Annotated in this window: 12 protein-coding genes and 3 pseudogenes; 7 read left to right on the forward strand and 8 right to left on the reverse strand. The window is 60.7% G+C overall.

Annotated features, from left to right (window positions below; all coding sequences use genetic code 11):
• Window positions 1-14: 14 nt before the first annotated feature.
• Window positions 15-953, reverse strand: coding sequence for an ABC transporter substrate-binding protein (locus HWX14_RS16025; RefSeq protein ID WP_174904699.1), 939 nt, complete (start codon window positions 951-953; stop codon window positions 15-17).
• 66 nt (window positions 954-1,019) lie between these two features.
• Window positions 1,020-1,574, reverse strand: a complete 555-nt coding sequence (locus HWX14_RS16030) for a GNAT family N-acetyltransferase (protein WP_151062519.1) — start codon at window positions 1,572-1,574, stop codon at window positions 1,020-1,022.
• 344 nt (window positions 1,575-1,918) lie between these two features.
• Here HWX14_RS16030 and HWX14_RS16035 point away from each other — a divergent pair.
• Both HWX14_RS16035 and HWX14_RS16040 read left to right on the forward strand, forming a co-directional pair.
• A pseudogene (locus tag HWX14_RS16035) lies at window positions 1,919-2,029 on the forward strand (IS3 family transposase); the annotation flags it as partial.
• 12 nt (window positions 2,030-2,041) lie between these two features.
• Window positions 2,042-2,174: pseudogene (locus HWX14_RS16040) on the forward strand (transposase); the annotation flags it as partial.
• Between the two features lie 60 nt (window positions 2,175-2,234).
• Here the strand turns inward: HWX14_RS16040 and HWX14_RS16045 are convergent.
• From HWX14_RS16045 to HWX14_RS16060, 4 genes and pseudogenes are all read right to left on the reverse strand, one after another.
• Window positions 2,235-2,912: pseudogene (locus HWX14_RS16045) on the reverse strand (IS3 family transposase); the annotation flags it as partial.
• Window positions 2,843-3,334: an efflux RND transporter permease subunit gene (locus HWX14_RS16050; RefSeq protein WP_235349550.1), complete on the reverse strand. Its 492-nt coding sequence runs from the start codon at window positions 3,332-3,334 to the stop codon at window positions 2,843-2,845. The gene HWX14_RS16050 and the pseudogene HWX14_RS16045, both read right to left, overlap by 70 nt.
• Entirely contained in the window at window positions 3,331-4,461 is a 1,131-nt protein-coding gene (locus HWX14_RS16055; RefSeq protein WP_151062518.1) for an efflux RND transporter periplasmic adaptor subunit, read from the reverse strand. The genes HWX14_RS16050 and HWX14_RS16055 overlap by 4 nt, the downstream gene beginning before the upstream one ends.
• A complete protein-coding gene (locus tag HWX14_RS16060) occupies window positions 4,458-5,267 on the reverse strand; it encodes an efflux transporter outer membrane subunit (protein ID WP_151062517.1) in 810 nt (269 codons plus the stop codon). The genes HWX14_RS16055 and HWX14_RS16060 overlap by 4 nt, the downstream gene beginning before the upstream one ends.
• Before the next feature lie 118 nt (window positions 5,268-5,385).
• Here HWX14_RS16060 and HWX14_RS16065 point away from each other — a divergent pair, with 118 nt between their 5' ends.
• Window positions 5,386-6,516, forward strand: coding sequence for an IS110 family transposase (locus HWX14_RS16065; protein ID WP_048984156.1), 1,131 nt, complete (start codon window positions 5,386-5,388; stop codon window positions 6,514-6,516).
• 214 nt (window positions 6,517-6,730) lie between these two features.
• On the opposite strand, the gene HWX14_RS16070 is transcribed toward HWX14_RS16065, so the two are convergent.
• A complete protein-coding gene (locus tag HWX14_RS16070) occupies window positions 6,731-7,495 on the reverse strand; it encodes a TolC family protein (RefSeq protein ID WP_151062516.1) in 765 nt (254 codons plus the stop codon).
• Window positions 7,496-7,662: 167 nt separating this feature from the next.
• Between HWX14_RS16070 and HWX14_RS16075 the strand changes: the two genes are divergently transcribed.
• Both HWX14_RS16075 and HWX14_RS16080 read left to right on the forward strand, forming a co-directional pair.
• A complete protein-coding gene (locus HWX14_RS16075) occupies window positions 7,663-8,349 on the forward strand; it encodes a response regulator transcription factor (protein WP_151062703.1) in 687 nt (228 codons plus the stop codon).
• Window positions 8,350-8,352: 3 nt separating this feature from the next.
• Complete coding sequence (locus HWX14_RS16080; protein ID WP_151062515.1) at window positions 8,353-9,429, forward strand: ATP-binding protein; 1,077 nt, start codon at window positions 8,353-8,355, stop codon at window positions 9,427-9,429.
• 118 nt (window positions 9,430-9,547) lie between these two features.
• On the opposite strand, the gene HWX14_RS16085 is transcribed toward HWX14_RS16080, so the two are convergent.
• Entirely contained in the window at window positions 9,548-10,435 is an 888-nt protein-coding gene (locus HWX14_RS16085; protein WP_151062514.1) for a LysR family transcriptional regulator, read from the reverse strand.
• Between the two features lie 112 nt (window positions 10,436-10,547).
• Between HWX14_RS16085 and leuC the strand changes: the two genes are divergently transcribed.
• A complete protein-coding gene (gene leuC / locus HWX14_RS16090) occupies window positions 10,548-11,960 on the forward strand; it encodes a 3-isopropylmalate dehydratase large subunit (RefSeq protein ID WP_151062513.1) in 1,413 nt (470 codons plus the stop codon).
• Window positions 11,953-12,591, forward strand: coding sequence for a 3-isopropylmalate dehydratase small subunit (leuD, locus tag HWX14_RS16095; protein ID WP_151062512.1), 639 nt, complete (start codon window positions 11,953-11,955; stop codon window positions 12,589-12,591). The genes leuC and leuD overlap by 8 nt, the downstream gene beginning before the upstream one ends.
• Window positions 12,592-12,608: the final 17 nt, after the last annotated feature.

Consider the following 12,608-nt stretch of genomic DNA (forward strand, 5'->3'; position numbering starts at 1 on the left):
AAGCACAAAACCGATCATTGCTTAGGGAGTCCGGGAGGATTTGTCTGTGCCGTGTCAATGGCTTCGGATGCAAGGCTCCATCGGTCCAGGACCTGACGGTACTTGCCATCCTTGATCAAATCGTTTAGCACCAGGGTCAGGGGCTCAGCCAGCCGGCTTCCCTTGCGAGACGCTATTGCAATATCGGCCGTGCGCGGCCAGCCGCCGTTGACGGTACCTACTAGACGGATATCTCCCCGAAGCGCAGCCTGGTAGGCCAGTTGTGCATTCACGCTGAAGATTGCGTCGGCTCTCCCTGCCCTCAGCGCTACCCCGGCAGTCGCATAATCGTCGTAGTACTGGATCGAGATCGGCTTCAGGCCGTGCGTAACATTTTGACGATCCCAGTCGAGCAGGATCTTCTCCTGATTTGTGCCGGCGTCCGTGATGACTCGCAAGCCCGCAACGTCCTTCGGCTCACGAATCGCAGGGATCTTGCTGTTCGACTTCACATAGAATCCGAGCTGATCCCTCCTGTACGTCGAAAAGTCGAATTTCTCCTTCCGTTCCTCGGTGACTGTCACGTTGTACAGTACGATATCTACCTTCCCCGATTCGAGGGCCAGCGGCCAGTCCGCCCATGCGACCGGGACAATCTTCAACTTGCGTCCGAGACTGTCTGCTACAAGCTGTGCTAGATCGGGATCGAATCCGACCACGGTACGCGCATCGGTAGCGTATGTGCTCAGAGGGGGCAAGTACGCACCGATCGCTACCGTCAACGTGTCCGGTTGCGCAAACTTAGCTGTAGCGGGCAACGCACGCAGGGCAACCGGGTCTACTGGGGCTCGAGGCCGGCCGTTCTGCTCCGGACTGAGATCGAACGTTGCTGCCGTTGCAGCGGCACTAACACAAATCATCGCGAAAATCGATGTTCTCGCCACGATACCGGCGATCCATTTCTTTTTTGTCATATGTATTCCTTAATTTTTAATGCTCTGTTCAGCACATTTTTTTGATGGTGAGTAAAAGAACGTGTATCAGCGCGTCGCTTTCTGGAACCCCCGTGCGGTCAGATCGGAAAGCGAATCAGTCCGCTGGGGATCGAGGAGATCCTTGCCAAACGGGAGACTGACATCGATTTCAGGTACGTTGGAAACGTCGAAGAACGGTGTGTAACCGGTATCGACATAAAGCGCCCACGCTTCCGGTTGCCTGACACCCGTTGTCAGATACGCGCGACGATACCCTTGCTCCTTTGCCCGCTGCTCGAGCGCTGCGACGATCGTCCGCGCCAGCCCTTGTCGGCGCCACTCAGGGTGTGTCCATACCCGCTTCAGTTCGACCGTCTGCGCATCGTACCGCTTGAAAGCGCCGCCCCCAACGGTTTCCCCATCGCGGATGACAAGAATGAACGCGCCGTCGGGTGGTAAAAATAGTTCGGCCGGATAACGCGCCAGTTCGTGCTCGGCCTCGCCCCGACTATCTACCCGGTACGGCGCATAACGAGTCGAATACTCGTCGATCAATGCTTCAATCAACGGCCGTGCACGATGATCGGCAGGCGTGGTGTCGACAATGATGAAATCGGACATGACTTCTCGGTCTTTCAATGCTGAAAACAGCGATTCAAATCAATCCGCTCCCGCATGCGGGGTATCGCTGCCATCATGCGATGCCAAACAAGAAGAAAGACCGGTCTGTCTTTATTCTTCGGGAGCGAAACTAGCGCGTGCCTATGAAACACTCACGTAGGCTCTGATGGCCAACTATACGTTTCCATTGCCAAATTTCTAACAAAGCAATTCTGCAAAGGTTATCGTCGTTGTCTCTAGCTCAACTCAACATGCCCTGGGACGTTTCTTGTAGCCATCCGGCCAGTGAGTTCTCTCTTACCCTAGAAATCAGAAGAACTTGATGAAGACTCGGTGGGGGCGCACGCAAGGCATGTTGCTACCCGGGAGTGCGCCGCCGGGTAGCGACCTATACGGTTAAGCAACCGGAGAAGGATCGAAGTCTGGGCGAGCAATTGATTGCAGCCGCGCACGAGGAGCAGCGCTGGCTATCAGAGCAGCCGTATTATCGATGGAAGAAGCAAGTACGCGGGCCTGGAATCGAACCAGGTCCGCGTACTGAAGCAACTCGAGGATGAGAACGAGCGGCTCAAGGAGCCGGTCGCGAAGCTGCGTCTAGAAGACACCCCGCAAACGACATCCCCGTTTGCCTGCTTGGACCGGCCAGAGTTTCATAGACACTCACGAGCCGTTTAGCGCGTAGCGCCGCTCAAACTCTACAGGTGACAGGTCGCCGGCGGAACCATGCCGGCGAATCGGGTTGTAGAACATCTCAATGTAATCGAATACGTCCGTGGCAGCAGTAGCCCTGTTCGGGTAGATGCGCCGCTTAATTCGCTCCTTCTTCAATGCGCTGAAGAAGCTTTCGGCAACGGCGTTGTCGTGGCAATTACCGCGACGACTCATGCTCGGCACCATATGGTGAGCCCTCAGGAATGACTGCCAGTCATCGCTGGTGAACTGACTGCCCTGATCCGAATGCACCATAACGCCGAGGCCCGGTTTGCGTTTCCAGACTGCAGCCAGCAAAGCCTGCAATACCAGGTCGCTGGTCATCGTTGATCGCGTGGCCCAGCCGACGATCTGACGCGAGTACAGATCCATGACCGCCGCCAGATACAGCCAGCCTTCATAGGTTCGGATATACGTGATGTCGGTAACCCAGACCCTGTTCGGCGCGTCGGGGGCGAACTCCCGATTTAGGACATTGGCCACCACGCCGACCGGACCGCCACGATAGCGAGGCTTGCTGCCGTAGCCAACCTCGGCGCGCAAACCTTCTGTCCGCATTAACCGGAACACGCGGTGACGGCTGCACGTCTCGCCCGATTCTCGCAAATCCACCGTGATTTTGCGGTATAAGTCAGTAGTGCCGAGCCTGCGGCATCGTTCTTCGACACCGTCGGGGCAGCCATCTCGCCGGGCAAGTCGGCACGCGCGCTATCCACGGCGTTGCGCACTTCGCTGAGGGCAGCCTGCGGGTCTTTCTCCAGCTTGAATGTCACACTGATGCTGACCGAGCCGTCGGTGATCTTGGTGGTGATGTGGTCTAGCTTCGACAGCGAAGTCAGCTTGTCTTCGATCTTGCGCGCCACCTCGTTTTCCAACTGCGACGGCGCAGTGCCCTCCAGCGAAGCAGAGATGTTGATGGTCGGCAGATCCATGTCAGGAAAATCCTGGATCTGAAGTTTGTGAAATCCGATCAACCCGAAGACGGTCAGTAGAGTGAAGCACAGCAACGCGGGGACGGGGTTGCGGATCGACCACGACGAGATGTTCACAGCAGCCCCCCCTGCCCGCCCCCGGCATCCTTCTGCGTCGACACCCTCACGTGTGCGCCATCCGACAGAAAACCGCCTCCGCTAGCCACCACCCGTGCGCGTGTGCCCGCATCGAGTCCGGAGAGGATTTCGGCACGCCCATCTTGGTGACGTCCGGTGACGACGGTGCGCCGAGTCACCGTGGCGCCGTCGGAATTGAGCACGTACAGGTCGGTGCGGCCATCGCGCGGCACCAGCGCCGATTCCGGCAACGTCAGCGCCGGCGTAGTACCCAGTGCGATCCTTCCGCCTGCGAACATGCCGGGCTGGGCGTCATGCCCGTCCAGCGCCACGTAGACGATGGCGCGGCCAGTACTGGTCGACAGCGTGGGTGACACCAGCCGCACCTTGCCGTCGATCACTTTGCCACCCGGCAAGGTCACGCGCGCAGGTAGGCCCGGGCGAATTCGCGCCAACTGTTGCGCATCGACCTCGGCTTGCCATTCGATCCGCCCCTGCCGGATGAGCCGGAACATCTCCGTCCCGGCGCTGACAACGTTGCCCAGCAGGGCCGCGCGCGACGAAATGATGCCATCGTCTACGGCCATGATGCGCGTTTGCGACAGCACGGTTCGCTTGTTCTGCAACTCGGCCTCGGCCGACGCCAGCGCGGCCCGATCCACCGCTTCCGTGATGCGGTATTCGTCGAGTTTCTGAGCGGCCACGGCGCCGCTATCGGCGACTTGCCTGGAACGCTTCAGATCTGCCTGGGCCTGCTCCAGGTTTGAGCGGGCCTGAGCGACGGCTGCCTCCTGCTTGCGTAGGTCTGCGGTTGCCGTGGCATCCGCCAAACGCGCAAGCAGTTGACCGCGCTTGACCTCGCTGCCGACATCCACGCGCAATTCCGTGATGCGCAGGCTGCCGATCTCGGCGCTGATCACCGCTTCCTGCCAGGCGGTCGTAGTGCCATTGGCCTCGATGGTCTGCGGCCAGTCCTGAGAACGGGGGGCGACCAGGCTGACGGTCAGCGCGGCCGGCGGCGGTTGCGTTTCAGCGCGTGCGAGCGCGCCAGACCTCAGCCACCACGCGGCGGCTCCGGCAACTATGATGAAGGCAGCCAATGCGGCGCTCCGGGGAGTCAGCTTCACGGGGTGGTTCCTTGCAAGAGGGCTTGAACGTCAGGGGCGATCGCGGCGGCCTCGGCAGCAGCAGTCGACGTCGAAGCGCCGCCGGTTTGCCAACCGCCGCCCAGCGCCTTGTAGAGCGCGATCCAGCTCCGGACGCGATCCCGCTGCAGTTCGATATAGGAGATTTCCGCGCTGGTCAACGAACGTCGCGCCTGCTCCAGCGTCAGTAGTGTGTCGAAGCCGCCGCGCCAGTTGGCTTCCGTGGCCCGCTCGTAACGGCGGTATTGTTCGACTGAACGTCGCGCATCATCGCTACGATGGGCCGCGCCATCGAGATCGACCAGCGCGGTCTCGACCTCTTTAATCGCTGTGAGCACGGAGCTACGGTAGTCGGCAAGTTGCGCCTCATAGCTGGCCCTTGCCGAATCTACCGCTGCTTTGCGCTTGCCAGCGTCGAACATCGGGATTGACAGGCTCGGCCCGAGCGACCAGGCTGAAAGTGGAGAAGTCAGATTGGTGGCGGACAACGTGACCGAACCGGACAACGAAATATTCGGCAAGCGATCCGCGCGGGCTTTCCCGATCTCGGCATAGGCTGAAGCCAGCGTACGTTCTGACGATGCGAGGCTCGGCCTCTGTCGAACCAGATCGATCGGGATGGTTTCCACGCTGAAGGCTGCCGACTCCGGCAATTCGGGGGCGCCCGGCCGGTCGATAATTCCGCGCAAGGTCGGCTCGTCGGCCCCCGTGAGCGCCGCCAGCGACTTGACCAGTTCCTCGCAGGCTACCTTCTGCTGCGTAGCCGTGGCATTCGCGCTAGTCAGTATGACTCCCGCGGGGCAAAGGCTGGCCTGCCGTGAGGAATCAAGCGCGGGTTAGCATTGCTGCCAGAGCCGCACGGTGCGGACAGGGCCGCACCTGGCGATTTCCGGCACGGAGGCCAGCATGGAACACGATAGCACGCTGTACGTCGGGCTCGATGTCCATAAGGAGTCGATCACGGCCGCCTATGCGTTCGGCATGGGCGAGGTTGAACTGCTCGGCAAGGTTGGCACCACGAAGACGGATATCGATCGCTTATGCAAGCGCCTGCAATCGAAGGCGTCGCGTATCTGTATTGTCTATGAGGCGGGCCCATGTGGTTACGGACTTTACCGTCAACTTCAGCAGAAGGGAATCGACTGCATGGTGTGTGCACCGTCTCTGATTCCAAGGAAGCCGGGGGAACGCGTAAAGACCGATCGGCGTGACGCGATCAAACTGGTGCGTTCTCTCAGGGCTGGCGACCTGTCGGAGGTCTTTGTCCCTACCGTCGAAGACGAAGCCTTTCGCGATCTGGCACGGGCATGGGTGAGTGCCAAGGATGATCTGAAGCGTGCGCGGCAGCGGCTGAAGTCCTTTCTGCTTTCGCATGGGGTCAGCTATACCGGCCGCGCCGACTGGAGGGCAGCACACCGGCGCTGGCTGAGCACGTTTGCGTTCGACAGCACATGGCAGCAGTTAGCGTTCGAAGAGCATCGACGCGCGATCGAGGATCGTCTTGCGCAATGCGATCGACTGGAAGCTGCGCTGCGCGAGGCCGTGGTTGCCTGGCGTTTTTATCCGGCAGTACTGGGTCTGCAAACGATGCGCGGCATGCAGTTCACCACGGCGGTCGGCATGCTTGCTGAGTTGGGTGATCTGTCACGCTTCACTCATCCGCGCCAGTTGATGGCGTGGCTGGGGGTAACACCGAGCGAACACTCGTCGGGCGAGAAACGCCGTCAGGGCAGCATCACCAAGAACGGCAACAGTTACGCGAGAAAGCTGCTCGTCGAATCGGCATGGAGTTATCGGCATCCGGCGCGCGTGAGTCCCGAGATTCAGCGCCGCCACGAAGGGATTCCTAAACCCATCGTGGATCGATCTTGGGATGCGCAGGTGCGCCTGTGTCGACGCTATCGAACGCTTGTGGCACGCGGTAAACAGAAGAACATCGCCGTGGTCGCGGTCGCCCGCGAACTAAGCGGGTTTATCTGGGACATTAGCCAACTCGCCATGTCACTTGCGTTGCAACCGCAGAAGCACGCGGCTTGAGCAGGCGAGCGAGAGTCTTTACCCATCAATCAAGGAGTTTCCTGAGGGCGGCGTAGCCCGGCACACGAGTAACCCGCGCCACGGCTACGCAACGGATCCAATTCGATTTGCGTCCCTAGATAGCGGCAGGCTCATCAGGCGGACCTCTGTAATGCGGTAGCCAACCCGCGGATATCAGCGTGATCCACCGTCGAGACGTACTGCTGCGCCGCCCTCAGGAAATTTGAACAATAACGCGTGGAAAACCCGAACACCAATCCCGATTGACAGCGGGAGTCATATCAGCCGTGTTGGCTTCCGCAAGGTAGCCATCCGAGGCTGCCGACATGCCGGCTGTGACCGCCGCGTTCGTCGATTTTTCGGTTTTCGCATACGACGCCGCCGACTGTTGGTAGGCACGCACGAGCTGGCGGCATGCACGATATTGCACATAATCGTCCGCCGCCTCGGCAGCCAGAGAGATACGAGCATCGTGCCAATCGTCGATACGGGCTTGCAGGAGCGCCTGCGACGATTCGCGCGCCGAGCGTGCCTTGCCGAAAAGATCGAGTTCCCACGACGCGTCCAGCCCGCCGCTGCGAGTGGTCGCCAGGGTAGTAAACGTGGCGCTACCCGTGGAGACGTTGGACTTGGCCCGCGCGATGGAGGCGCTGCCTGTGAGCGTCGGCCACGCATCGGCGCTGTTCGATGCCAGGGTGGCACGTGCACTGCTGATACGGGCTACCGCCTTGGCCAGCGTCGGGCTGCCGGCCTCGGCCACGCGGATCAACTCGCCCACCGCTGGGTCGTCGAAACGGCTCCACCAGTCGATCAGGTTTTCAACCTTGCCGCCGTGGGCCACTTCGGCGTGCCAGCCGGTGGCCGTGGTCGTCGGCGGCGGCAGGTAAGCCGGCTGCAATGCGCAGGCGCATACTCCCACACTGCCGATGACCATGCCTAGCCAGATGGCGAGGGGCCGTCGTCGCTCCAATTCTCTCATCAATGCAAGCTCCCCGGCCCGGTCCTGAGCCGATGCACGCCATTGTCCGCAGCGGAAGATTCAGTGCCGTAAGGCTGGGTTAAGTTGGGTAAAAATCTGGCGCTTAGCTATGATCGGCATCACTAACATGGCATCCTGACCATATGACGAACGCTGTCCCCTCCTCCTTGACACCGGTGCTGCTGGTCGACGACGACGCCGAGCTGACCAGCATGCTGGCGCAGTATCTGGCCAACGAAGGTTTTGCTGCCGAGATTGCGCACGATGGAGAAACCGGCGTGGCCCATGCGCTGTCGGGGCGTTTTGCCATCGTGGTACTCGACGTGATGATGCCGCGACTGTCGGGCATCGAGGCACTGAGCCGCATCCGCGTGGCTAGCCCGGTGCCGGTGCTGATGCTGACTGCTCGCGGCGATGATATCGATCGGATTTCCGGCCTCAATCTCGGCGCCGACGACTATGTGCCCAAGCCGTGTACGCCCGGCGAACTGGTCGCCCGCCTGCGAGCAATTCTTCGGCGAGCGCGGGGCGCGAGCGCGGCCGGTGCCATCGGCCCGATCCACGCCGGTCCGCTTTCGCTGTGGCCCTCCAATCGCAGCGCCACCTGGCAAGGTATGCCGCTCGATCTGACAGGAACGGAATTCAGCCTGATCAAGGTGCTGGCCCGTCATGCTGGCCGACTTGTCAGTAAGGAAGAAATTTCGTTGCAGGCATTCGAGCAGCCACTGACGCGTTTCGACCGACGCATCGACGTGCATATAAGCTGCATCCGCCAGAAGCTTGGGCCGCGCCCCGACGGCCAGCCGTGGATTGTCAGCGTGCGCGGCATGGGCTACCAGCTTCTGACGGACTAAGCCATGCAATTGCGCTTCAGGCACCTGTTCTGGCCTATCTTCTTCCTGCTCTGGCTTGCGGTGATCATGGCGTTTGCATTCGGTGGACTCTATCTCTACGCAAGCGGACACCACCCGCCCGACGATCGATCGCCTTCAATGGCGCTAATCCTGCTGCTTGCCGGTGCCACAGTGAGCCTACCCGTCGCGGTCGGATTGGCATGGTATATCTCCACGCCGGTGCGCCATTTGAGTCAGGCACTGAGAGACGCTGCTCAGGCTCGCTTCGACGTGCGCGTCCTGCCCGCGCTCGGAAACCGTGGCCCTCATGAGTTCACGTTCCTGGCCCGCGAGTTCGATGAAATGGCCGCGCGCCTGCAACATGCCTCGATGCGGCAGCGGCAACTCTTTCATGACGTGTCGCACGAGTTGCGCTCCCCGCTGGCCCGCATTCAGGCGGCGATCGGCCTCATGCAGCAGGACGCGAAATCAGCGCCCGGCATGGTAGAGCGCATTAGCCGCGAAACGGAGCGGCTCAACCAACTCATCGAAGAACTACTGACCCTGCACAAACTGGAGGTCGGCGCGATGTCGCCTCCGCGCGAGCGTGTTGACATCATAGAACTGCTGGCTGATATCGTGCAGGATGCCGCCTTCGAGGCCCAGTCACGCGGCTGCATCGTGACCTTAGATGCACCCGTCAGCTTTGTGGCGGAAGTCGCCGGAGAACCGCTCTATCGCGCACTCGAAAACGTCGTGCGCAATGCAATCAAGTACACCGCGGCCTGCACCGCCGTCGAAGTATGCGCACGTACGTTGACGTCATTCGAGGCAGGCGAGAAATCCGACTGGCTCGAAGTCCGCGTGAGCGACAGGGGGCCGGGCGTACCCGCCGGGTCCTGCGAAGACATCTTTGAACCATTCCATCGCCTCGAGCCGCAGCAACGAGATGCAATCATGCAATCTGTGTCGGGTACCGGCTTGGGTCTAGCGATCGCCCGTCGCGCAATCGCATTGCACGACGGTGATATTCATGCCGCGCCGCGCGAAGGAGGCGGTCTCACGGTCATTGCACGCTTGCCGCGCTGCCGAATCAACTAGCTATCAGTTCGGCCGCCGCTTCAGTCATCGTCACTCGTTCCGACGTATCGTGCGATTCTCGAGCCGACCTCCTGTTCATCGCAGCCGCACGTCACATGCATCTCTCGAATGCCGCGATCTACGGCTTGATGTGGGTCTCCAGGAAATCGACAAACACGCGGACCTTTGCCGACAGGTTCAACCTCTCCGGATAAGTCGCATAGATGTCCGCCGACGGTAACGACCAGTCGGCAAGTACGCGCGTCAGCTTGCCGGAATCGATCGACGTCTGTACGTCCCATTCGGACCGGACCAGTATTCCATGACCGTCGATGGCCCATTGGAGCGTGACCTCCCCATCGTTGCTGCTCATCGCGCCGTGCACTTTGACAAGTTCGTGGCGCTTGCCCTTTGTGAAGTGCCAGGTGCCATACGCGGTATCGTTTTCCCTCAGGACGATGCACATCTGGTTGCGCAATTCTCCGGGGGTTTTCGGGATGCCGTGTTTCTTGAGGTACGTGGGGGACGCGCAGACGAAGCGCCGGTTCGACGCGAGCTTTCTGCCCACGAGCCGCTGATCCGGTAGCTCTCCGAAACGAATGCCGACGTCATAGGCCAGTTCGGCCAGGTTCATCGGGCGATCGGTCAGTTCCAGTTGAACATCCACTTCCGGATACTGCCGCCGAAACTCGGATAGTGCGGGAGCGATGTGGCGTCGTCCAAAACCGAATGTCGCATTGACCTTCAACAGGCCTTGAGGCTGCTCGCGACTGCTCGACACCATCCGCTCCAGTTCCTGAACCTGCTCGAGCAGCTTCGATCCAGTCGAAAGATACAACTCTCCCTCGTGCGTCATCGCAAGCCGACGCGTGGTCCGATTCAGCAGCTTCACGCCCAAACGGCGCTCCAGTTGACTCAGTCGCGCGCTCACGGCCGGCGGCGTCACACCGAGATCGCGAGCCAACGCGGACAGACTGCCCTGTGTCACCAGCCGTGCAAAGAATTCGAGGTCTGCGATTGGGTCCATTTTAAAGTTATATTTAATAATAGGTTAAGTGGTCATCCATTTTACTGCTCCAGTCGCCCAATTACACTTCGTTGGACATCCGCATCAACGGGATACGGAGACTGGAGGAAAGATGGGACAGACGCTTTACCAGAAGATCGTGACACGCCATACGGTCTTCGACGTCGACGAGCAGCACGTCGCCCTGTACGCCGACCTGCATATCATGAACGAGTACACGAGCCCCCAGGCATTTGCCGGGCTCGGCGAAAAAAAACTCTCCGTCCGTTGTCCGGAGAAGCAGATGGGCATCGTCGACCACGTGATTCCGACGCATCCGGTGCCGGTTCAGGACCGCACCATCCTCATCGATGCAGCGGCGCATCAGGCGGCCAATTTCACGCGCAATTGCCGGGCACACGGCATTCATTTGTTCGACGTACAAGACCGCGAGCAAGGCATCGAGCACGTAGTCGCGCCGGAGCTCGGCCTAATCCGGCCCGGCATGGTGGTGCTGTGCGGCGACAGCCACACGACCACCTATGGCGCGCTCGGCGCATTGGGCTTCGGTATCGGGACGTCTGAGGTCGAACACGTACTCGCGACGCAGACATTGATCTACCGCGTCGCACGCGACATGCGCATCCACGTGGAGGGGGTTTTGCCCCGCGGCACGACGTCGAAGGATCTGGTGCTCTACATCATTTCGAAGATCGGCGCTCAGGGTGCGCGAGGTTTTGTCGTCGAATACTCTGGGCCCGCGATCGCGGCGCTGAGCGCGGAAGCCCGCATGACCCTGTGCAACATGACCGTCGAAGCCGGGGCACGCGGCGCGCTGATCGCACCTGACGACACAACGGTGACCTACGTCGCGGAACGCATCAAGGATCTTTCACCAACGGAGCTCGCCCGTGCGACCGAACAGTGGAAGGAGCTGAAGTCTGACGCCGACGCGACCTTCGACGTGTCGCATAGTTTCGACGCAAGTGACGTCGCGCCATTCGTCACCTGGGGCACCAGTCCCGATCAGGCCATCGCGGTGACCGAACAGATCCCGCCGCTGTCAGATGAACCTGTCGAGCGCGGCAACGCATCCAAGGCACTCGCCTACATGGGCCTCGATGCCGGACAACCCATCGACGGCCTCCCAGTCGACCATGTATTCATCGGCTCCTGCACCAATGCGCGAATCGAGGATCTGCGCGCCGTCGCGGAGATCGTGCGAGGGCGAAAGGTTGCGCAAGAGGTGCGTGCAATGGTCGTACCCGGTTCAGGCCTTGTTCGCGAGCAGGCCGAGCGCGAAGGCATCGCGCAGATCCTGATTGACGCCGGATTTGAATGGCGCCAACCCGGCTGCTCGATGTGCCTCGCGATGAACGACGACATTCTTCAACCCGGCCAGCGCTGCGCATCGACGACCAATCGAAACTTTGAGGGCCGTCAGGGCCGCGGGGCACGCACACATCTGATGAGCCCCGCGATGGCGGCAGCCGCCGCGCTGGCCGGACGCATCGTAGACGTACGCAAGGAATTCAGCCATGACTAAACACGTGTCCATCAGAGGCGTTGCGGCACCGCTTCCGCTGAACAACCTCGATACCGATCAGATCATGCCGAAGCAGTTCCTATTCGGCATCGACAAGTCAGGTCTTGCACGCGGGGTTCTTTACGACCTTCGTTACGAGCCATCCGGCGAGCCACGACAGGACTTCGTGCTGAACCGTCCCGGGTATGAACGTGCAAACATCCTCGTGGCGGGAGCAAACTTCGGGTGCGGCTCTAGCCGGGAGCATGCGGTATGGGGCCTGCAACAGGCTGGCTTCGAGGCGGTTATCGCACCGAGCTTCGGCGAAATCTTCTATTTCAATGCGCTCAACAATCGGTTGCTGCTCATCATGCTGGCCCCGTCCGTCGTGTCGCAACTCATCGAACGGACCGAAAACGCCGCAACGGCCGCGCTGACGATTGATGTGCAGCGTCAAGTAGTCCGGACCTTCGACGGCAGCGAGTACCCGTTCCAGTTGCCGGCCCGGCAGAAGCGAATGTTCGTCGAAGGGCTAGACATGATCGGCATGACGCTCAGCGAGGAGGATGCCATCGCTGCGTTCGAACGCCGCCACTACGCAGATCATTCGTGGATGAAGATCGACCTGCCCCGGCAGCAACGCACCGCCTGACCGGATTCCAGCCAGGT

It is taken from the genome of Burkholderia sp. BCC0044, assembly GCF_902832955.1.
GTDB lineage: Bacteria > Pseudomonadota > Gammaproteobacteria > Burkholderiales > Burkholderiaceae > Burkholderia.

Bases quoted from the DNA above. Each gene is read 5' to 3' on its own strand.
- HWX14_RS16025 (WP_174904699.1), bottom strand. From the start codon at position 953: ATGACAAAAAAGAAATGGATCGCCGGTATCGTGGCGAGAACATCGATT.
- HWX14_RS16070 (WP_151062516.1), bottom strand. From the start codon at position 7,495: ATGAGAGAATTGGAGCGACGACGGCCCCTCGCCATCTGGCTAGGCATG.
- HWX14_RS16065 (WP_048984156.1), top strand. From the start codon at position 5,386: ATGGAACACGATAGCACGCTGTACGTCGGGCTCGATGTCCATAAGGAG.
- HWX14_RS16085 (WP_151062514.1), bottom strand. From the start codon at position 10,435: ATGGACCCAATCGCAGACCTCGAATTCTTTGCACGGCTGGTGACACAG.
- HWX14_RS16030 (WP_151062519.1), bottom strand. From the start codon at position 1,574: ATGTCCGATTTCATCATTGTCGACACCACGCCTGCCGATCATCGTGCA.
- HWX14_RS16080 (WP_151062515.1), top strand. From the start codon at position 8,353: ATGCAATTGCGCTTCAGGCACCTGTTCTGGCCTATCTTCTTCCTGCTC.
- leuD (WP_151062512.1), top strand. From the start codon at position 11,953: ATGACTAAACACGTGTCCATCAGAGGCGTTGCGGCACCGCTTCCGCTG.
- leuC (WP_151062513.1), top strand. From the start codon at position 10,548: ATGGGACAGACGCTTTACCAGAAGATCGTGACACGCCATACGGTCTTC.